The organism is Deinococcus sp. QL22 (assembly GCF_023370075.1).
In the GTDB taxonomy this organism is placed as follows: domain Bacteria; phylum Deinococcota; class Deinococci; order Deinococcales; family Deinococcaceae; genus Deinococcus.
Map to the genome: position 1 here is coordinate 505,172 of NZ_CP097150.1, position 18,637 is coordinate 523,808.

The window sequence follows — 18,637 nt, forward strand, 5'->3', positions numbered from 1 at the left end:
TACGCTATCTATTCGCGGTGAGTCGAACTGGCTGACGGCCTGACACAATTTATGAGGGAGAGCGAAATCTGAGCACCCAGCCGCCTTCTAAAGCGTCCACAGAACTGACATGCGATTTCTTGCGACGTCCGGGAGGCGCCGGATCGGCGCCTCCTTGGAGCGTCAGGCGGTTGAGTACTGCCTGCCCCCGGCTCAGCGCGAAGTGGACGCCGCGTAAACCAAGTTTCAAATAGCTCAGGGCGCGGTTCCAATGGGGATCAATGGTTCTGCGCACACCCTGCTGCACGAGCTGGAGTCCTTCGGAGACGAGCAGGAGCGTGGCCACAGAGATCACCAGGATCAGGCGTTCGAGGCTGGCGGCATCACGCAGTTTGGAGTCCTCCAGACCGAAGAGGCCACTCTTATCATCCAAGAATCCTTCCTCTATTTGGAAGCGCTCGCCGTACTCAGCAAACGTTGCACGACTGGTGGGTTCATCGCTCACCACCTGCCACTGCTCTGGGCCGTCCGTGGACGGCCCAGAGCCACATGCACCGGCCCAAATCGGTGTCCGGTGATCGTGACGTTGTGGAAGCAGCGCGTTTCGCGCTGCGAGTTTGATTTCCCGATGGTGCAGACCCGTTGCCCGTCTGGAGCGGCCAGAATCAGGCTCGATTTGATGCGGATGCGGAAGTGCCATCCGCAGACGCGGAGCCAGCCCATCAAGGCCGTGTCGCAAAACCCCGATCCGCCAGGAGTCGAACATCGTGCAGCCCAAGAAAATCCAGCAGGCCTTTGACCTCGGCGAGGACAGGCAGGAGTTGTTCGGTGCCGACCTGAGCACTGGCATGCTCTAGGACGCGGGAGACGAGCGGTACCGCGCGTCCCCGGTAGAGGACGGCCACCCGGATCAGACAGAAGCGTCCGAACAGGATGCTGGTGTCCAGCGCCAGCGTCAGGAATGCGGGCCCCAATCCCGCAAGGCTCGGGTAATCAGGGGGCCATACACACTGCCAGGGGCGATGGCTGGATTCTCCAGCCACCGTCGGCAGCGACGTTCGGTGCTCTGGGCGACCGTGGCCTGGGAGTGGATGTGCGGCAGCCAGGAGGGAATGGAAACGCTCTGGGACAGCACCAAGCCGCTGACCATCCAGGCCAGCGTACGGGCGTTGCGGACGTCGTTCCACAGGGCGGGGTGGAGGTGGGGCAGGATCGCTTGGTACAGTCGGGGGGCGTCCCCGGTGGCATTTTCGGTCTTCACAAACAGAAAGTGTCCCCTACCGGGGACGCTTTCTCATAAATTGTGTCAGGCCATCAGGTCGAACTGGAAGTGCTATTTCCAGTTACTGTTCCGGCACCTTCGATAGACGGAACAGGGAATCCGCTTCATTGAAGCCGAGGAAATAATCCGCCATCACCTGGGACTGGCCCTGTTCACGCAATTCCTGTGCAATTCGAGCGATCAGGCCGAGCGAGGCCAACATCAGGCTCTGCCCAAAACTCACGCGTGAAGCGCCTGCGTTCAGCATGTCCCGAGGGGCAGGCGAGCCAGGAAAGGCCATGACATTGAGTGGCACCGGCAGGGTTTCAGCCAGTATTCGGATGAGTGCCGTATCGGTGACCAATGGAATAAACAGTCCGTGTACGCCTGCCTGGATGTCCGTCCGTCCACGCCTCAGCGTTTCTTCGAGACGCTCCTGTTCGGACGTCCCAACCCCTTGCAGGTAGGTGTCGATACGCGCGTTCAGGAACACCGGCACCCCCGAATGGTCGATGGCTTGACGCGCGGCAGTTAGTCGTCGGCCTTGCTCTTCAAGCGAATAGAGCGGGTCGCCTGGCCGTCCTGTCGCGTCTTCCAGATTCAACCCCACTGCACCCGCTGCGATGAATTCGCTGGCGGTGAGCGCGACCTCTTCGGGCGTGTTGCCGTATCTCGCCTCAATATCGGCATTCACCGGAACTTCAGTAGCCGACAACTCTACTTTTTTCCTGTTCCAGAGGGGATATAGGCTGGGTCAGCAGGAGAAGAAGTTCAGGGAGCGTCTCGTGACACCAGCGAAGGGCATGGATGAGGTATTGCGCTCCGTAGGCCGGAAGGCTGATGGCCTTCCGGCCATGCTTCAGTGTCTTGATGGGCTTGTGCCGTGACCTCCAGACCCCGACCTGCAAGCAGCTCAGCCACGCCAAAACGACGAAGCCGAACAGCCTCTCCAATGCCTGTGGATCAGACATTCCGGTGCGCTCAAGGTCAAAGCCTCTGGAGTTCAGGCTGCTGAACGTGCCTTCCACCGGGGCAGCGCCTTCGGTACAGTAAAACCGTGTCCCAGACGTTGAAATTGGTCGCAATGAGAACAAGGTCACCCGCGGGTGACCTTGTCGCGACGACCTGCATGACCTCACCGAAGACACAGGCTTTGTCCGCCAGACAACGGGACTGTCCCGGCGCGATATCGTCGAACCATTCGGACGCTCGTAGACTGTCGAGCTGGGTGTTCTTCTTCACGCGCACGGCCCGTTTGATGCCGCTTTTGCGCAGAAAGCGGAACCACTCCGCACTGATGAATTCCCGGTCGGCCACTCGGCCACGCCAGCGGGAGGCGGGAAAGACCCGAAGCCGTTGGCTGACCAGCCACCTGCGGGTCTGGGTGTCGCTCCTGCCCGTGTGCTCCAGGGCATCCCAGACCACAGGGATGGTGTAGCCCTCCATGACGACGCCCAACACCAGCAGATTCATGGGCGACTCGCCGTCATCCCAGGTGGTGCGGTCAAGGCTCAGGAGCCACTTTCCGGGCGGGAGACGGGTGAAGATCAGCGCCAAGAACACTAGCCGTCGTGAGCTGCTCATCCCCGACGCCGCGTTCTACGCGGCGCTTTTTCGCTTCCACACTGCTGGTTCCGGGCATGTGGGGCGAAAGGTTAAGGTGGTTGACATTCTGGGCCGTGATCATTGCCAACACCATGTCAATCAGGCGCTGAAGGGTGTCGATCCGCAGGAAAGGCACCGTGCGCTTGAAATCGGCGGCGAGTTCGGTACTGTGGGGAGAGGCGGGAGATGAGGTCTGCACACCTCTCAATCTCCTGCCTATTCACGTCTCCAGCGCAGTCAAAACCTCAGTTTTGCGAAAATCATCGACTGGGACAGCGTAAAACCTAAGTTGTCGGCTACTGAACACCGGAACGCTGACGGTCTCGATGATCGCTTGCACCTCACGGCGCATGTCTTCCCGGGTCAGATTTTGTCCATCCACCCGCCCTGTGGCGTAAGCAATTCCAGCACTGGTTGTGCCAATTGCGGGGAACCCCGCCTGTTTAAGAACTCTGGCGCTTCCCGCATCCCATGCGTTGGGAAGAATGAATCCCTGCTGGTGCAGCGAATGAAAAGCTTGAGCGGCGTCATATTGGTTCATCCGTTCTCCTGCGAAGATGGGTGGTTGAGCCCGTGCCAGAGGTGGAAGGTGGCGAGGCTGCGATATGGTTGGAAGACACTCATGAGCTGTGTGACCTGCTCCGAATCCGGTCGTTCCTCAAGGCGATAAAACTGCTGTAAGGCAGTTGCCAGCGCACTGTCCCCCACCGGCAGCGCGTCTTGGACACCGAAAACCCGCAAGAGGATGTATTGGCTTGACCACACCCCGATTCCGGGCAACCCCAACAACGTTCGCACCATTCGGCTGACCGGACCACGAGCCAGCTCTTCAAGATTAAGCACTCCGCTTTGGATCAGCTGTGCCAGGTGTACGAGGGTGTTGGCGCGCGCTTTCGTCAAATCCAGCCTCACTAGATCAGCAGGTATCAGACGCAGCAGGCTTTCTGGTGTGAGCGGGGCATAGAGGTCAGGAGCGACCAGCTCACCAACTTGCTCGTACAGCCTCCGGCGTAAGGTACAGGCGGCCTTAAAGCTGATCTGCTGTCCCAGAATGGACCAGATTACGCCGTCGAACAGTGTGGCGGTCAAGGGGACACGGAGCCCTTCCCGACCCTGAATGAGTCGAGAAAATTCAGGCCGTTCGCGCGCCATGCTAATAAAGTTGGCCGGACTGCTGTGCAGTCCGAGCAGCCTGAGCAAGGCGGTATGCAGCTCCAGTGGATCGGCGCTCCGGTTTGCTAATACCATGGCACGCCCCTCAGTAAACTCAATGCTGACGGCCATGGCTCCTGAACTCAGCCGCAGACCTACACAGCACACGGTGCCCACAACGCGGCAAGTGGTGCTCTGCGGGTCGCGCCCCAGATCATGCAGCATGGCGCGAACTGGATAATCAAGCGGGAGCAGCAGTTCAAATTGAGCCGAAGTCCTGAGATGTTTGAACATCGTGGGGGTCATAGCGCACAGGCGGCGAAACTGTTCATTGAAGGCGGATAGACTTTCAAATCCTACCCGGGAGGCAATCTGCACGACGGGCTCATTCGAGATGAGCAGCAGGGACTTTGCCTGGGCGATTCGTTGACGGTTCAGCCAATCCACCGGCGTGAGGTGCAAACCTCGTCGAAGCAGCTCGCAGAGCTGCTTGGGTGGGATGCCTGATCGTTGTGCCAGAGCCTCAACATTTCTGATCGTATTGGTATCGAGAGAGGTGACCCGGGACAGCCGTTCTTCCTCGGCATAGATCCCCGCATAGAAATCGTCAGGCCGGCATCGCAGGCAGGGGCGCAATCCTGCCGCCTGAGCCGTATTGGGTGAGTCGAAGAATTCGACATTGTGAGGTAGGGGTTTGCGGGCACGACATGAAGGGAGGCAATAGATCCCGGTGCTCAGGACCCCGGTGATGAATCGCCCATCATACGCGGGATCAGCCGCCTGCATCCGGCTGAGCATCGTGTCACGAGAGAGCGAGAGCATCATGCCCGCCATTGTTGCTGATGGATTGCGAAGGGGCTACCGGATTTTGGAGGTGGAATTTTGCCGTCATCTTGACCGCAGAAATGTCCGTGTTTACGACTATTGCGCTAAACGACAGCGACCCTGATACTCCCCCTACGCGCTGACGCTCAGCCTGCCATCAAGAGGACCACCATGATCCTGAAATCCAACTTCGATATGGTCTCCATCCTCTTCTCCGGCCGTCGACTTTTCGCAGGTGGTTTAACATGTTGGTATGAGCTCACAGCGCCTGCCTGTCGCCTTAGACCATTGCGTCATTCATGTGACCGATTGGACGCGGTCTAACGCTTTTTACGTGGAGGTGATGGGCGCAGAACTCATCCCTATGGGTGGCGGGCACGTGTACCGCTTCGGGACGCAACAATTGAACGTGCATGGTCCGGGCGTGCACGTGGACCAGAAAGCCCGCATTCCCGTGTTACCGGGAGGATCAGATCTCTGCTTCCGGTGGGATGGACCGATTGAGGATGCAGTGCGGCACCTGCAGAGCTGTGGCGTGGCCCTGGAGACCGATGTCGTGCAGCGGCGTGGGGGTCAGGGAGAGGGCCAGAGCGTGTACTTCCGTGATCCGGATGGCTCCCTGCTGGAATTCATTAGCTATCACTCAGGAGCATCCTGAACGAACAACCGCTCTGGTCCGGCAGAACACAGGATGGCAGAGTGCAAAAGCCATCCGCGCCAGCATGAGCGATCCGTAGCTTGGCGCGATGGTGTAAGCGAGATTGCCAGCAACGGAAAGGGCGATAAGCCCGAACAAAGTTGTCTGGGAGACTTGCCGCAAGAGTGTAGCAAAGACGGGTCCATCCATGGTTACCGAAGCGCCGCGCTGGAGCTCACTCCGTCAGCTCGGTGGTCGGTTCAGCCAAAGCAGCCAGAGCAGCGCCACTCAGCCCATAGTCGATCCACACAGGATTGGCCTGAGCACCCAATCGTTCGTAAAACCGTTGCCCAGCGACATTCCAGTTGGCCACAGTCCAGCGCACCGAGCCACAACCCCGTGCGGCGGCTTCTCGGGCGGCGGCACGCATCAGCCCCTCTCCGATCTGCTTCCCACGGGCGGTCTCCGTCACGTACAGCTCTTTGATGTACAGCGTGGGTTTAGCGGTTGCTGTGAAAGGCACCAGGTAAAACACCAGCATCCCCACCAGGTCATCCCCCTGTTCAGCCACGAGGGCACAGAAGTCAGGCGGATCTTTGCGGAAGTCCTGCTCCCGCAGGACATGTTCATCCACTGCAAAGACGTCAAGGTAGTGCTCAAATTCGGCCAGCGCCCGCATCCGGGGCAGCAGGGGTGGAATGTCCTGTTCGGTTGCCAGGCGGATGGTTGGGGTCACACCGAGTATCCTGACGGCTCAGTGGTCTGACTGGAAGGACCAATCGGGGAGGACAATGACAAACCATTTACCCGTTCGGCTCCGGGAGAGTACGGTGGATCTGCCCTTGTCCTTGGAGCGGGCTGGAAGCCTGCCGAAAGCACCACAGTTGGTGGCGCAGCTGCGCGCCGCGATTTTGAGTGGGCAGGTCCAGCCGGGCACTCGCCTCCCCAGTACCCGCACGCTGGCCCAGGTGCTGGGCATCAGCCGGGGAGCCGTCGTTACGGCTTACGACGATCTGTTGGCGGCGGGCTGCGTTTGGACCAAAGCCTGACCTCAGTGCGGTTCCGCGTCGTGACGGTCCTCGCCCACAACCTCATGCAGTCCTAAACGAGGTTCAATGGTTGTGGAGTGCCCACAAATGCCATCGCTCAACCAACTTCTCGGATTCCGGCCACTGCCGCCTCCAGAGGAAAGAGACACTTTGTTTCATGCAGTCCAAAATCAGCATAACTCCTCTGTATGGCGTGGTACGACGTCGCAAAGGCGAATGTGCAATCGACTGGCCGCCAACGCTCAGCCACACGACAGACGGAACATTGTTGTGATTATTTGGCTGAAGTTTTGATGCAATCCGGTTGAGTGGGTCTCTGGCCGGTGTAAAAGAGACAATTTGCATTTAACCTCCCTCTGCGTTCAACAACGCGTGTTCAGTCATAGGCTCCGAGGCAGGAGCTCGGTGGCGAGGCTGGTCTGATTCGCCCCATGGGTTGTAACCAGCCTCGTTCATTAAGACTGGTCTTACGGCCGCCCTGACACGACATTGATGGTCGTTTCCAGCTCGAAGGTTTTATTTTTTACTTGCAGGATGTACAGTTTGACTTCTTTTCGGTCCCCGATACTGTTAAAGCTGACACTGCCGGAAATAAGTCCGGTCACTTTCACGTTTCGCATGGCCTGCTCAACCTGCTCCCGGCTCGGCAGTTTGTTTTTCTGGCTTCTGATAGCGGAAAGGAGCCCCTGGAGGGCCACTTTGGTCGCGTCATACGAGAAGATTCCGAAGCCCTGCAGCGGTCGGCCAAAGGCTTTTTGATACTGGGCGGCGAGCTTCATCGCAGCGGGCAGCATCGCGGGCGGAGCGGCGATGGTGGTGAAGTAGATTCTCTCCGCGCCTGGTCCCGCGATGGTCAGCAACTCGGTGCTGTCGAAGCCGTCTCCCCCTACAATCGGTGTCGTCATGCCCACCTCGCGCAGCTGCCTCGCAAACACACCGGCCTGGCTGTACATGCCTCCGAAGTAGATCGCGTCGGGGCGTTGGAGCTTGATCTTGGCCACTATGCTGGAGAAATCACTCTTCTCCTCGGTGCCCTCGTTGGCGAGGACCTGCACACCTCCAGCCTTCAGTGCCTTGGCTACCTCGTCTGCCAATCCCTCACCGAAGGTGGTCTTGTCGTTGAGCACATAAACTTTCTTGACCTTAAAATTCTTTATCATGAAACTGGCGGCGGCTGGGCCCTGCGCATCAACCCGCGCCACAATGCGGTTGACGTTTTTGAGTCCCCGGTCGGTGACCTCGTTCGCCGTATTCAGGGGTGACACCATCGCTACATGGCTGCTTGCCAGCACGCTGCTGACTGGAATCGCTACGCCACTGTTGAGCGTCCCCACGACGGCCAGAACGCTCTTGTCTGAGACGATCTTGCGCGCTGCGGCGGTACCTGTGGCCGGGTCTGCCTGATCGTCGTAAGCCACGAGTTGCAGGTTGAAGCCGAGCTTTGTGAACTGCGCCTTGTATTCGTTGACAGCCAGTTGAGCGCCGTTTTTCAGCTGCAGGCCCATGTCGGACTGCGGGCCGGAAAGTGGAGAGATTGTTGCGATCCTGAGGGTGGTCTGGGCACCCGCCGAGCCGAGCAGGAGAGCGGACAAGGCAAGCAGAGCAATACGGTTCATCATGCGGTGACCTCCGGGGAAAGGGCTTCCTGCGTCCGCCAACCGTCAACCATCCGCCAGATGCGCAGGGGGTTAGCGTTTTGCAACTCAGGGGGCAACAGGGAATCGGGGAAATCCTGGTAAGCGAGGGGGCGGCTAAAGCGCTCAATGGCGCGGGTGCCCACACTGGTACTGCCGCCGTCACTGGTGGCTGGAAAGGGACCACCATGAACGATGGCGTGCCCGACCTCCACCCCTGTGGGGAAGCCGTTGAGGACGAGGCGGCCCGACCTCGCACGCAGTACATCCACCACGTCCTGCCATTCAGAAAGTTCTCCAGGTAGGGCGTGCAGGGTGGCGGTGAGCTGACCTTCGAGCTCCAGCAGGACGCGGGCCAGTTGCTCGCGGTCGGCATACCGCACGGCCAGGCTGACCGGACCGAACACCTCGTGGGCCAATTCGGGCGAGGCGGACAGGGCGCCAAGAGGAACCTCATACAGCTGACAGTGCACCCCTGGCGTCACTTCTTGAATGGTTTGGCGCGTTGTCACATCTGCGTGCCTGGCCAAGGCTGCAGTTCCAGCGTCGTAAGCGTCTCTGATGCCACTGGAGAGGAGGGTGCAGGCGGGCACGGTCATCAGTTGCTCGGCCAGGTCCTGAAGAAGGGTGTCGCCAGCCTCGCCTTCAGGCACAAACAGTAGCCCTGGTTGGGTGCACAGCTGCCCGCCTGACCCGCTGATACTGCCGATCAGGCCCGTGACCAGGGCTGGGCCCCTTGCCCTGATGGCGGCCTCACTCAACACCAGGGGGTTGACGCTGCTCATCTCTGCGAATACGGGAATCGGCACTGGACGGGCCTGCGCGGCAGCGACCAACGCCATCCCCCCTCCACGTGAGCCGGTGAAGCCCACCGCGCGGATATGGGGATGCCGCACCAGGGACAGGCCGACTTCATACCCGTCGTCATAGACCAGGGAGAAGACGCCGTGGGGCATGTTTGTCTGCGTGGCAGCGACAAGAAGCGCGTGTGCGGCTACCGCAGAGGTCGCAGGATGGGCCGGATGCGCCTTCGCCACTACCGGGCATCCGGCCGCCAATGCGGACGCCGTGTCGCCGCCAGCCACACTGAAGGCAAGTGGGAAGTTGCTCGCCCCGAAGACGACTACCGGACCGAGGGGAATGCGCATGCTACGGACGTCGGGCTTGGGGGGTGTTCGTTCAGGGTTGGACAGGTCAAGGCGGGCATCGACCCATGAGCCGTCACGTACGAGGTCTGCGAAGAGCCGCAACTGATTGGCGGTGCGGGCGACCTCGCCACGCAGACGGGCTTCGGACAGCGCAGTCTCTTCCATGGCCCGCGCGATCAGCTCTTCAGCATGTGCGGCGATCTGGTCGGCGGCCGCGCTCAGGAACTCTGCCCGCCGCTGTCCAGACAGTTTGGCGTAAGGCAAGGCGGCCTGCCCGGCGTCCTCCATCAGCTGTGCCAGTTCGTCGGAAGACGTGACCGAGAAGGTGCTGGGGAGGACTTGGCCCGTGGCAGGGTTGTGCGCCTGAAAGGTACGGGGCACCGTCATACCGGCGCAGGCTGACTGGCAGACGCCTGCTGGATGATCCCGCGTACTTCGCTGAATTCCGCAGGCGTGAGGGCCAGACGCGGAGCGCGCACACGCGCACTGCCATGCCCAGTTTCCTCCTGCACCTGCTTGATGAGCTGGACAAACTTGATGCCCGTATCCAGCCTCAACAGTGGCAGGAACCAACGGTAAAGGTCGCTGGCTTCGTCCAGCCGACCCGCGCGGGCCAGGTTGAACAGGCGCACGCTCTCTGCGGGGTAGGCGTTGACCAGTCCAGCGATCCACCCGGTCGCCCCGGCGACCACCCCTTCAAGCAGCAGGTCATCCACGCCCACCATCAACTCGACATGTGAAGGAAGGGCGGCCGCCAGGGCGGTCACGCGGCGCACATCTGAACTCGATTCCTTCACAGCGCGCACGTTGGCGTGTTCGTCGACCAGCTCCAAAATGTGGGCCGTGAGGAAGTCCGTACGGTAGGCGATGGGGTTGTTATAGAGAATGACTGGCAGGTCGGTGGCGCTGATCACGGCAGCCATATGCAACTTCATCTCGCGCCAGTCGCTGGTGTACACGTAAGGCGGCAGCACCATCAAGCCCTGGCAACCGAGCTCCTGGGCCACCCTGGCGAGCCTAACGGCTCCCTGCGTACTCAGGCTGCCAATCCCAGGCACGACGGGCGCGTCTCCCAGGGCATCGACCAGCGTTTCAAGAATGGCAATCTTTTCGGATTCCTCAAGGGTATTGCCTTCGCCCAAGGATCCGAGTGGCACCATACCTCGGCTGCCTTCACGCATCATCCAGCGGGCATGATCACGGAGAAAGGCATGATCGACACTGCCGTCCTGATTGAACGGAGTGGTGATGGCGGGAAAGACACCTTCAAAGATTTTGGACTGCGTCATGCTGTTTCCTCCTGGGAAAAGGGAATGAGGGCGGATGAGGGTCAGTGGAGTACGGAGTCACGCACTCCTGCTGGTTGAGCCCGGGGCTCAGCGGCGTGCAGCAGATCAGCAATGGGCACAGGTGTGAGGGGCGGGCGGACGCCGGAAAATGTCCAACCATACAGTGTGGCGGTGGCCGGACCACAAATCCGACCCTGGCAGGTCCCCATGCCGCAACGCGTTTGCAACTTGGCGTCGGTCCACGACGTGCAGCGCTGGAGGTCACGGTGACGCACCTCTTCGCAGCGGCAGACGACCGTGTCGGCCTCAGGAAGGTTGCGGAGCTCCGGACGAAGGGCGAAAGACTGTTCTATCACTGCTTGAAACGCGTGCTGCCTTTCGACCTGCCGCGCCACCTCACGCAGCCGTCCGATTTGTCCTGTGGCTGCGCAGCCCGCTATGAAGCCCTCCAGCAGCGCCTTGTCCACACCGCCGACCCCGGTGACCTCGCCCGCCGCATAGACACCTGGGTGGCTGGTCTGCTGCCAGGTGCTCACCTGAACCGCTCCAGACTTGTCGAGAGCGCACCCCAGCAACTGTGCCACGCGCGTGTCGGGCATCAGGTCGAAACCTGCAGCCAGCCAGTCGCATGCGAGGGTCTGGTCCCGGCCTCCACGGCGCAAGGTGACCTCTTCCAGACGGCCCTCACCGCGGGCGCACAGCGGATACGTCTGTGGCCAATACGGCACACCGCGGAGACCGGCGGCCAGCCGGAGGGCTTCTCCTCCCTTGCCTGGGAGGCGGCTGGCACTGAGGCCAAAACGGATCAGGTCAGCCCACCTGGCCTGCTCAGCCACCGCAATCACATGGGCACCTTTTCCTCGCAGGCTGGCCGCGACCGCCAGCAGCAGTGGTCCAGACCCTGCGACCACTACCCGTTGACCGCGCACGTTCAGTCCGCTTTTGGTCATGGCCTGGAGGCCCCCTGCTCCCACCACACCCGGGAGCGTCCATCCGGGAAAGGGCAGAAAGCGTTCGGTCGCCCCTGTGGCCAGGATAACTGTGGTGGCCCGTACCCGGCGCAGCGATCCAGGCGTCGACACGGTCAGTGTCAATTCGTCTGTGTCCTGGGGGTCGACGAAGCTCACTTCTGCACGGTTCAACATCTGGACTCCCAGGCTGCGCACTTTGCGCAGCAGGGCAGCTGCTGGACTAGACTGTTTCTCCTGGAGCCCACGCCAGATCTGTCCACCTGGTCCTGGGCTGGCGTCCAGCAGCACGACCTGCGCCCCACCCTCAGCAGCGGACCGTGCGGCCGTCAGCCCAGCGGGACCCGCACCAACCACCACGACGTCGGCGGAAACATCAGCCTTCACCACGCACCTCCAGGATCCGCTCGACCACCATGTTCTCCTGGGCAGGTGTCAGGCAGGTGCGGACGAGCACACCGTCGACCAGGGCGCGGCACTCGGAGCAGACCCCCATGCCGCACAGCGCTCCACGAACCTCACCATCGTGACTGCGCCGTGTCACGTGCAATCCCAGGTTTTGCAATGCGGCAAGCACACTGACGCCTTCATCCACCGTAATTCGACGAGCCTCAACGGTCAGTTCAGGCATGGTGTTCCCCCGCGCCGAACCGTTCCAGACCAAGTGAGACGCCCGGAAGGGGTGAGGCCTCGCCCGTCAGGTACGTCCGGAGAAGTTCCGCGGTCGCCAGTGCCGTGGTGATGCCCAGACCTTCATGGCCCACGGCGAGGTAGATGCCAGGCCGGTCTGGATGCGGCCCCACGATCGGCAGGTGATCTGGGGAAGCGCTGCGCAGCCCCGTCCAAACCCTCAGGGCACTGACATTTGGCAGCCCGGGAAGAAAATCAGCGGCCCGGTCCAGCATCCGGCGCAGGAGCGGCCAGTCGATCTGCTTGTCCACTGGCCCGAATTGGCGGCTGGACCCGATCAGCAATTGTCCGGTCGGGCGCGGCTGCACGTTGAAGGCCACGCTGTCAGCCTCGCTGCCGTGCGCACTTTTCAGGTAGCCCAATTCGACCAGCTGGTGGTTGACCTTGAGCGGGGTGCGCTCCGTGATGAGCAGGTGGCCTTTCCGGGGACGCAGGGGCAGTTCGGATAGAAGGGACGACGCATCCGCACCGCCCGCCACAACCACCAGATCGGCCCCCAACCTCCTGCCATCTTTGAGGCGGACCACACGGTCTTCCAGCGCGATCACCTCTCCGTGCTGCACGTCCGCTCCTGCCCGCTCAAGAAGGAACCGGGCCACCACCGGGGCGTAGACCACGGCGTCATCTGGCACTCGCAGGGCGCCCGCTAGTCCCCTGCGCAGAGACGGCTCGTGGCGCGAGAGTTCCCCGGTATCCAGAACCGTCGCCTGTCGTCCTGTGGAAAGGTACTGCTGCTGTTTGGGGTGTACTGCAAACAGCTCTTCCTCGTCACTTGCGATCCACAGGGTGCCGCACCGCCGGTAGTCCGCCTGAGCGGGCAGGTGCGGTACCAGGGCTTCCCAGAGTTCCAGGCTGAGGCTGGTCAGTGCGAGTTGGGCCGGACTGTCGTCCATCACCACCAGGTGGCCCATCCCTGCCGCCGTTGAGCCGCCGCCAACCGTCCCGGCTTCGATCACAGTGACCTGCCAGCCCTGGCGGGCCAAGGCGGCGGCGCAGGCGGCACCGACCATGCCACCACCCACCACCACGCCATGGAGCTGCCTCACCTGTCCACCACATCCGCACGGATGCCCCACGCAAATGGGTCTCCCGGCTGGACAATCAGCGTCCCTTCGGCCGTGATGAAAGCCTGTCCGGTGATGGTCGGGTGGACGGCGCCGTCCTGCCAACGGTAATGCCCCTCGAACTCGGTACCGATCACGCTCTGCTGCACCCAGGGTTGACCCGGGGCAAGCTGGCCATCGGCCGCCAGGCAGGCCATCTTGGCGCTGGTACCGGTGCCGCAGGGGCTCCGGTCATACGCTTTGCCGGGACACAGCACGAAGTTTCGTGAAACACCATCCACCTGTCCGAGCAGTTCGATGTGATCAATTTCGGCTCCATCCGCACCAGTGACACCGGCAGCCACCAGGGCCTGGCGGATGCGCCAGGCAGAGTCAGTCAACGCTTCCACATTGGCAATGTTGAGATCCTGTGTCCCGGCATCTGTCAGAAAGAACCAGTTGCCGCCCCAGGCCACGTCCCCGCGCACCTCACCAATCCCCGGCACCTGAACGGTGACATCCTGGCGGTGGCGATAGGCAGGGACATTTTGCACACTGACGCGCCCGTCCCCGTGCAGTGTGGCGGAAACGACCCCCACTGGGGTGTCGATGAGGTGCTCCCCAGGTTCGATCTGGCCCAGGTAGGCCAGGGTGGTGATCAGGCCGATAGTGCCATGACCGCACATGTTGAGTGGGCCTACGTTGTTGAAGAAGATCACGCCTGCGGCGCAGTCCGGCACACAGGGGGGAACGAGCAGAGCACTCACGAGCACGTTGTTCCCGCGCGGCTCATTGTTGATCAGGCTGCGCCAGGCATCAAAGTCCCTTGTCAGAGCTCGTCGTTGCTCGGCCAGTGTCGTCCCGGGGAGCAGCGGAAATCCGTCCAGTACGATGCGAGTCGGCTCACCCGCAGTGTGGGAATCGATGAATCTCAAACGCCGCGGAACGCGCGCCTGGCTTAGTTGGAACATGCGTTCATCCTAGGGACGCCCAGGCACAGTGTCTTGTACAGGTTCATAACGTGAAGCGACGCTTCTTGCACAATGCAGTCTGCGAGAGCCTAGAATCCCTGGCACACTCAACGTCGTGAGTGGATTGATCGCAGAACGCCGTAGAATTGCGTCATAGTAGGAGTGGAGGACGACGTGCTGACATCCCCCCTACCGGAAGAATTCAGTACTCCCGGTCTACTCACGGTGCTGGAGCTGCTTCATTTTCTTCCCAATACAGTCGCATTCCTGAAGGACGCCCAGGGTCGGTATCTTTACGGGAACGATACCCTCCTTCGCCGACTACGCCTCAATGGGGCAAGCGACTTGACCGGCAAACAGGCCAGTGACGTCTTTCCACCGACGCTTGGTCAGAGTTATACCCAGCAGGACCTGATGGTTCTGACGGGAAAGACACTGACCGAGCATCTCGAACTTCACCTCTACACAGGCGGGCTTTCGGGCTGGTGCCTGACCACCAAGCGCGTCCTGACCTTACCCAACGGCCAGACCATTGGGCTGATGGGGATCTCACGTGATCTCGCAGTCTCTTCAAGCAGCGGGTCGGCCCTTTCCGAAGCTGTCGCCTATATCCATGAGCACTATGATCAGCCACTGCAGATTGCGGCCTTGGCACGGCAGACACAGATGAGCCTGGTGACCTTTGAACGTCAGATTAAGCGGGTCTATGGCGTCACGCCGAGTCAGCTCCTGATTCGGGCTAGGGTAGAAGCAGCCACTAAGTTGTTGCAGACCACAACGCTGCCTGTTGCCAGAATCGCAGTCGAGTGTGGGTACTTTGACCACAGTGCCTTCAGCCGCATTTTTAGAACGACGGTGGGCGTTACCCCCCGGCAGTTCCGCCAGCTGGTTCAGGCAAAGGGCAAGCCCTGAGGAAACGTTACTCCGACCCTTCTTCAAAACGCATGACAAGTCACGGAAGAGCCGCTACTGTACAGTGTTTCTGCGATCAAACCCCTCTATAGCCGGCATCCACACGACGGCTCGCGAACCGCGCTCTGCCGATCATGGCGTACAACATTCCCGCGTCCGTGCTCGTCAAACTGGAGCGTGCCACGCTGAAGACCCTGCATGCCGAAGGGGGTGCATGCGACTGGATGACGTCAGCTTCGGGACGCCCCGCAGCTGGCAATAATCTTGGTGTAGCGACGTGCCCTCATAGAAAGAGGACACCATCCATACTTGCAACGGCATATCGGGATACCCCGACCTGGGCCCAGCGTCAGGGATGCTGTCATGAGACGCAACGGTGAGGGCACGAGACACCGATGTTCCGTCCAATCCCTAGTTCAGCTTCAAGGTAATTCCGTACCGCCGTGCTCACTCAATGGCGCGGGTAGGCGCTGCAAGGAAGATACATTGGCAGCCTTCAAGCCAACTATCTGCACTAAACACCCCTGCACTGAAAGCGCAGGGGTTGTGGAGCGGCTCTAGCCGCCCTCAATCTTCTAGGATGAATTTTGCCGAGGTCCTTAGCCCTGCGCTCCTTGCCCCAGGCAAAGCCGGAAGCCGCGCAGCTCGTAGCCCTTCACGACCTCGTTGTAACCCACCTGGGGTTCAGTGATCATCTCCAGATCCCGCCATACCAGCAAGCGGCGTAGGAACACGTCCGACTCCTTGATGGCTAGGAACGCCCCGGGGCAGCGGTGATGGCCGTCGCCAAAGGCCAGAACCTGAGGCTGCATGCCACGCGGCAATTTGCGGCCAGGGCAGAGTTCCCCTGCGTCCGTGCCCATCACCTCCAGATCCACATTGGCTTCCTGCACGTTCAGGGCCAGCAGGCTGCCCCGCGGTATGGTCTGGCCCTCCACGATCAAATTCTCCTCGGCGCGGCGATAGAGCATGGTCACGACCGGCTCCAGCCGCAGAATCTCATGCAGGATGGCGTGGCGTTCCTTCTCGGTGCCGTGGACGTATTCGGCACGCAGCTCCGGGTTCTTCAACAGGTGCCAGGCGGCGGCGCTGATGAACTCGCGCGTGGTTACCATCCCCGCCGTGCCGTAGGTCAGGCACTCAGTCATGATCTCTACGTCGTTGTACTCGCGGTCAAGCAGGTGGCTGATCAGGTCGTCCTTGCGCTCCCTGCGCCGGGCCTCGATGGCTGGTTTCACGTCCAGAAAGTAAAAGAGTGCCATCTGCGCCTGCTGCCGCCGGGCCGAGAGCCAGCCTCTGCTGGGCTGTGTGCTGCCCGGTTCGCTGTCGCCGCCTCCCTCCACGAAGGAGATGATGCGGCGCTCCAAGCCAGGCAGGCGGCTGTCAGTCAGGCCGACGACCTGCGCGGCTACGTTCACGGCAAGCTTGAGGCCGAGATCGTCGAGGTTCATCTCACCCTTACGGATCAGTTCGGCGATCAACTCGTCGGCCAGCGCGGCGATCATCGGTTCGTAGTCTGCAACCCGGGTGGGCGTGAAGTAGCGGGCGGTCGAGCGGCGCATCTCGTGGTGCTTCTCGCCCTCCTCGAACAGAACGGGCAGGTTGCCCAGGCCCCGGACGCCACTGGCGACCTCGGACATGAAGCCCGCCTGGCGCACTCCCTCAGCACGCAGAATGTCACGCGCAGTCTGGAAATCGTGAATGCGGTAGACGCCGTGTTCGTCCACCTCAATGGCTTCGCCTATTTTGGAGGCGATGGAGTCGCGCCGGGTGAGCGAGGCCGTATCCCCGTGAAAAGGGCAACGGGGCGCGTCGGATGGGGAAGTGGTCATGCTGACTCCTGTTGGGGGGAGAGAGAAGGGAGAGAACGGGCGGCTCCAGCGAGGGCCGACAGGTCACGCGTGAGGTGTTCTGCCCGGAGACCGAGCGTGGCGAGCGGCGGGCCGGTGACGCTGCGAACCGTGTCCAGTGCCGCCGCGTAGAGCGCCGCGCCCCCCGGAGTGACGGTCACGGTGACGCGGCGGGCATCAGTGTGGGCAGAGATCCGGCTGACTGCGCCCCGCGACTCCAGCGCGTGCAGCACCCGGCTCACCTCGTACCGGGGCACGCCAAGTTCGCGGGCGAGCCGTGCAGGTTGACCCTCACCGCTCTGAAGGTAGGCCAGGGCAATGAAGGACCGCAGATCCAGGCTATGCCGAGCCCGCAGTTCGGCCTCGCCGCGGGCGGTGAGAGCTTGCCAGACCTCCCACAGGGCGGTCAGGAAAGTGAGTTCCAGGGGTGCCGGGAGAGAAGATGGCCAAGTCGCTAGATCCGTCGAAGAGGCAGGCGTCGTGTCCATTCCCCCATTCTAAGGCATCTCCACACTTTTAATTGCAATTTGCAATCACATACGTTGTGTGGGGCATATGAAGGTGTAGGCCTGCCTCGGTTGTACGGTTTTTCTGTCGATTCTGTGCAGGGAGTTGGCCTGAGCTGATCCCAAAAACCTCTCCGGGTCAGGATGGAACGTCCGGCGGGCGAAAGGCCGGTGCAACTCTGGCTCGGAACGCGTTGAACGCGAGATTTTCTAACGAGGGATACGGTCTGAGATCATTATGGTTAGTCCTCTACTCTTCGATCTTCCTAGCCGCATCGTCCAGCGACAAAAACCAGTGCGTGTTCAGGCACTCATCCCGAAGACTGCCGTTAAACGGTTCGATGAACGGATTGTCTGTCGGTCATCTAGGACGCGAAAAGTCCAGAGTCACACCCTGCTGGTAGGCCCACACATCCAGAGCCTTGCTGATGAATTCGCCCCGCTGTATACCTGAATCCGGGCAGACGCCCCACGGTGCCTGCTAACCTCCTGCATCACCCTAACGCCAGCTCTGACACGGTTGCACGTCATCGTCCAAAAGAGCCTGGACTTGCGTTAGCGCAGACGCCTAGCAACAGAAGAAACCGTCAGTCATGAGCTAGGGTAGAGCCAGGGAGGCCGTTATGACTGAAGGACGACCAGATCGACCACAACCCATCGCGCTCAACCGCTATGACCTCGCAGGTCAACTCGCCCGTCTCCGCAGCGAAGCATCCCTCCGTGACCATGGACGAGATTCGCTCACGCTGGTGCGCGACCCGGGCTTCACTCTGCTGTTGGTGGCCTTACAGGCGGGATCAGGCCTGCCAGACCACACGGCCCCCGGCCCCATCAGCGTCCTTGTGCTCGATGGCCGCGTTGCATTCACTTCCCAGGGTGAACGGCTCGAACTCGCCCCGCATGAACTGGTGACCTTGCCGGCCCGTATCCCGCATGAGGTCATGGCGCTTGAAGACAGTGCCATCCTGATCACCATCGCCGTTCCCGTCACCCACACCAATCCAATCGGCCTGGAGGGTGAGCACCAAGTGGACACTCAGCAGCCCTCCAAATAGGGTGGATGACCGGATCACTGTTCAGGTGATCTGCGCTCCCAGCAGTCCAGGAAACAGCATTGC

21 protein-coding genes and 2 pseudogenes are annotated in these 18,637 nt (G+C 61.2%); 4 read left to right on the forward strand and 19 right to left on the reverse strand.

Translation table 11 applies throughout. The annotated features are described in order from the left end of the window. Positions 1-49: 49 nt before the first annotated feature. The 8 genes and pseudogenes from M1R55_RS18575 to M1R55_RS18615 all read right to left on the reverse strand — a co-directional run bounded on the left by M1R55_RS18575 (position 50) and on the right by M1R55_RS18615 (position 4,822). Positions 50-484 (reverse strand): hypothetical protein, encoded by a 435-nt coding sequence (locus M1R55_RS18575; RefSeq protein ID WP_249391324.1) that lies wholly within the window; start codon positions 482-484, stop codon positions 50-52. After that, entirely contained in the window at positions 481-702 is a 222-nt protein-coding gene (locus M1R55_RS18580; RefSeq protein WP_249394413.1) for a hypothetical protein, read from the reverse strand. Before M1R55_RS18580 ends, M1R55_RS18575 begins: the two co-directional genes overlap by 4 nt. Further along, positions 702-953, reverse strand: a complete 252-nt coding sequence (locus M1R55_RS18585; protein ID WP_249391322.1) for a hypothetical protein — start codon at positions 951-953, stop codon at positions 702-704. The genes M1R55_RS18580 and M1R55_RS18585 overlap by 1 nt, the downstream gene beginning before the upstream one ends. Next, complete coding sequence (locus tag M1R55_RS18590) at positions 935-1,240, reverse strand: hypothetical protein (protein ID WP_249391321.1); 306 nt, start codon at positions 1,238-1,240, stop codon at positions 935-937. Before M1R55_RS18590 ends, M1R55_RS18585 begins: the two co-directional genes overlap by 19 nt. A gap of 82 nt (positions 1,241-1,322) precedes the next feature. Beyond that, on the reverse strand, positions 1,323-1,934 hold the full coding sequence (locus M1R55_RS18595; protein ID WP_249394414.1) for an isocitrate lyase/phosphoenolpyruvate mutase family protein: 612 nt from the start codon (positions 1,932-1,934) through the stop codon (positions 1,323-1,325). 7 nt (positions 1,935-1,941) lie between these two features. Then, positions 1,942-2,927, reverse strand: a pseudogene (locus M1R55_RS32235) (transposase). Between the two features lie 138 nt (positions 2,928-3,065). Then, a complete protein-coding gene (locus M1R55_RS18610; protein WP_249394417.1) occupies positions 3,066-3,386 on the reverse strand; it encodes an isocitrate lyase/phosphoenolpyruvate mutase family protein in 321 nt (106 codons plus the stop codon). After that, complete coding sequence (locus M1R55_RS18615; protein ID WP_249394418.1) at positions 3,383-4,822, reverse strand: DNA-3-methyladenine glycosylase 2; 1,440 nt, start codon at positions 4,820-4,822, stop codon at positions 3,383-3,385. Before M1R55_RS18615 ends, M1R55_RS18610 begins: the two co-directional genes overlap by 4 nt. A 253-nt stretch (positions 4,823-5,075) precedes the next feature. Here M1R55_RS18615 and M1R55_RS18620 point away from each other — a divergent pair, with 253 nt between their 5' ends. Further along, positions 5,076-5,480, forward strand: coding sequence for a VOC family protein (locus M1R55_RS18620; protein WP_249394419.1), 405 nt, complete (start codon positions 5,076-5,078; stop codon positions 5,478-5,480). A 214-nt stretch (positions 5,481-5,694) separates the two neighbouring features. Here the strand turns inward: M1R55_RS18620 and M1R55_RS18625 are convergent, their stop codons facing one another. After that, entirely contained in the window at positions 5,695-6,195 is a 501-nt protein-coding gene (locus M1R55_RS18625; RefSeq protein ID WP_249394420.1) for a GNAT family N-acetyltransferase, read from the reverse strand. A 55-nt stretch (positions 6,196-6,250) separates the two neighbouring features. On the opposite strand from M1R55_RS18625, the gene M1R55_RS18630 reads away from it, so the two are divergent. Then, a complete protein-coding gene (locus M1R55_RS18630; RefSeq protein ID WP_249394421.1) occupies positions 6,251-6,508 on the forward strand; it encodes a GntR family transcriptional regulator in 258 nt (85 codons plus the stop codon). Positions 6,509-6,975: 467 nt separating this feature from the next. Here M1R55_RS18630 and M1R55_RS18635 read toward each other — a convergent pair whose 3' ends face one another. From M1R55_RS18635 to M1R55_RS18665, 7 genes are read right to left on the reverse strand one after another with little or no spacing between them, the layout of a single operon-like run. Further along, entirely contained in the window at positions 6,976-8,127 is a 1,152-nt protein-coding gene (locus M1R55_RS18635; RefSeq protein WP_371827207.1) for a branched-chain amino acid ABC transporter substrate-binding protein, read from the reverse strand. Then, positions 8,124-9,677, reverse strand: coding sequence for an aldehyde dehydrogenase (NADP(+)) (locus tag M1R55_RS18640; protein ID WP_249394422.1), 1,554 nt, complete (start codon positions 9,675-9,677; stop codon positions 8,124-8,126). The genes M1R55_RS18635 and M1R55_RS18640 overlap by 4 nt, the downstream gene beginning before the upstream one ends. Beyond that, positions 9,674-10,579: a dihydrodipicolinate synthase family protein gene (locus tag M1R55_RS18645; RefSeq protein ID WP_249394423.1), complete on the reverse strand. Its 906-nt coding sequence runs from the start codon at positions 10,577-10,579 to the stop codon at positions 9,674-9,676. The genes M1R55_RS18640 and M1R55_RS18645 overlap by 4 nt, the downstream gene beginning before the upstream one ends. 41 nt (positions 10,580-10,620) lie before the next feature. Continuing rightward, entirely contained in the window at positions 10,621-11,937 is a 1,317-nt protein-coding gene (locus M1R55_RS18650; RefSeq protein ID WP_371827208.1) for an FAD-dependent oxidoreductase, read from the reverse strand. Continuing rightward, positions 11,924-12,178 (reverse strand): (2Fe-2S)-binding protein, encoded by a 255-nt coding sequence (locus M1R55_RS18655; protein WP_249394425.1) that lies wholly within the window; start codon positions 12,176-12,178, stop codon positions 11,924-11,926. Before M1R55_RS18655 ends, M1R55_RS18650 begins: the two co-directional genes overlap by 14 nt. Continuing rightward, positions 12,171-13,283, reverse strand: a complete 1,113-nt coding sequence (locus M1R55_RS18660) for an FAD-binding oxidoreductase (RefSeq protein WP_249394426.1) — start codon at positions 13,281-13,283, stop codon at positions 12,171-12,173. The genes M1R55_RS18655 and M1R55_RS18660 overlap by 8 nt, the downstream gene beginning before the upstream one ends. Continuing rightward, positions 13,280-14,251, reverse strand: coding sequence for a proline racemase family protein (locus M1R55_RS18665; RefSeq protein WP_249394427.1), 972 nt, complete (start codon positions 14,249-14,251; stop codon positions 13,280-13,282). Before M1R55_RS18665 ends, M1R55_RS18660 begins: the two co-directional genes overlap by 4 nt. Before the next feature lie 174 nt (positions 14,252-14,425). On the opposite strand from M1R55_RS18665, the gene M1R55_RS18670 reads away from it, so the two are divergent. After that, on the forward strand, positions 14,426-15,163 hold the full coding sequence (locus tag M1R55_RS18670; protein WP_249394428.1) for an AraC family transcriptional regulator: 738 nt from the start codon (positions 14,426-14,428) through the stop codon (positions 15,161-15,163). A 599-nt stretch (positions 15,164-15,762) separates the two neighbouring features. Here the strand turns inward: M1R55_RS18670 and M1R55_RS18675 are convergent. The 3 genes and pseudogenes from M1R55_RS18675 to M1R55_RS18685 all read right to left on the reverse strand — a co-directional run. Further along, a complete protein-coding gene (locus M1R55_RS18675) occupies positions 15,763-16,995 on the reverse strand; it encodes a cytochrome P450 (protein WP_249394429.1) in 1,233 nt (410 codons plus the stop codon). Further along, positions 16,992-17,501, reverse strand: a complete 510-nt coding sequence (locus tag M1R55_RS18680; RefSeq protein WP_249394430.1) for a MarR family winged helix-turn-helix transcriptional regulator — start codon at positions 17,499-17,501, stop codon at positions 16,992-16,994. The genes M1R55_RS18675 and M1R55_RS18680 overlap by 4 nt, the downstream gene beginning before the upstream one ends. 271 nt (positions 17,502-17,772) lie before the next feature. Beyond that, positions 17,773-17,955: pseudogene (locus M1R55_RS18685) on the reverse strand (integrase core domain-containing protein); the annotation flags it as partial. Between the two features lie 187 nt (positions 17,956-18,142). Here M1R55_RS18685 and M1R55_RS18690 point away from each other — a divergent pair. Beyond that, positions 18,143-18,574, forward strand: a complete 432-nt coding sequence (locus M1R55_RS18690) for a cupin domain-containing protein (RefSeq protein WP_249394431.1) — start codon at positions 18,143-18,145, stop codon at positions 18,572-18,574. Positions 18,575-18,637 lie beyond the last annotated feature (63 nt).

Coding starts and splice junctions, on each gene's coding strand:
- M1R55_RS18580 (WP_249394413.1), bottom strand. CDS start 702: ATGGGCTGGCTCCGCGTCTGCGGATGGCACTTCCGCATCCGCATCAAA.
- M1R55_RS18610 (WP_249394417.1), bottom strand. CDS start 3,386: ATGAACCAATATGACGCCGCTCAAGCTTTTCATTCGCTGCACCAGCAG.
- M1R55_RS18615 (WP_249394418.1), bottom strand. CDS start 4,822: ATGATGCTCTCGCTCTCTCGTGACACGATGCTCAGCCGGATGCAGGCG.
- M1R55_RS18620 (WP_249394419.1), top strand. CDS start 5,076: ATGAGCTCACAGCGCCTGCCTGTCGCCTTAGACCATTGCGTCATTCAT.
- M1R55_RS18630 (WP_249394421.1), top strand. CDS start 6,251: ATGACAAACCATTTACCCGTTCGGCTCCGGGAGAGTACGGTGGATCTG.
- M1R55_RS18635 (WP_371827207.1), bottom strand. CDS start 8,127: ATGATGAACCGTATTGCTCTGCTTGCCTTGTCCGCTCTCCTGCTCGGC.
- M1R55_RS18640 (WP_249394422.1), bottom strand. CDS start 9,677: ATGACGGTGCCCCGTACCTTTCAGGCGCACAACCCTGCCACGGGCCAA.
- M1R55_RS18645 (WP_249394423.1), bottom strand. CDS start 10,579: ATGACGCAGTCCAAAATCTTTGAAGGTGTCTTTCCCGCCATCACCACT.
- M1R55_RS18655 (WP_249394425.1), bottom strand. CDS start 12,178: ATGCCTGAACTGACCGTTGAGGCTCGTCGAATTACGGTGGATGAAGGC.
- M1R55_RS18665 (WP_249394427.1), bottom strand. CDS start 14,251: ATGTTCCAACTAAGCCAGGCGCGCGTTCCGCGGCGTTTGAGATTCATC.
- M1R55_RS18675 (WP_249394429.1), bottom strand. CDS start 16,995: ATGACCACTTCCCCATCCGACGCGCCCCGTTGCCCTTTTCACGGGGAT.
- M1R55_RS18680 (WP_249394430.1), bottom strand. CDS start 17,501: ATGGACACGACGCCTGCCTCTTCGACGGATCTAGCGACTTGGCCATCT.
- M1R55_RS18690 (WP_249394431.1), top strand. CDS start 18,143: ATGACTGAAGGACGACCAGATCGACCACAACCCATCGCGCTCAACCGC.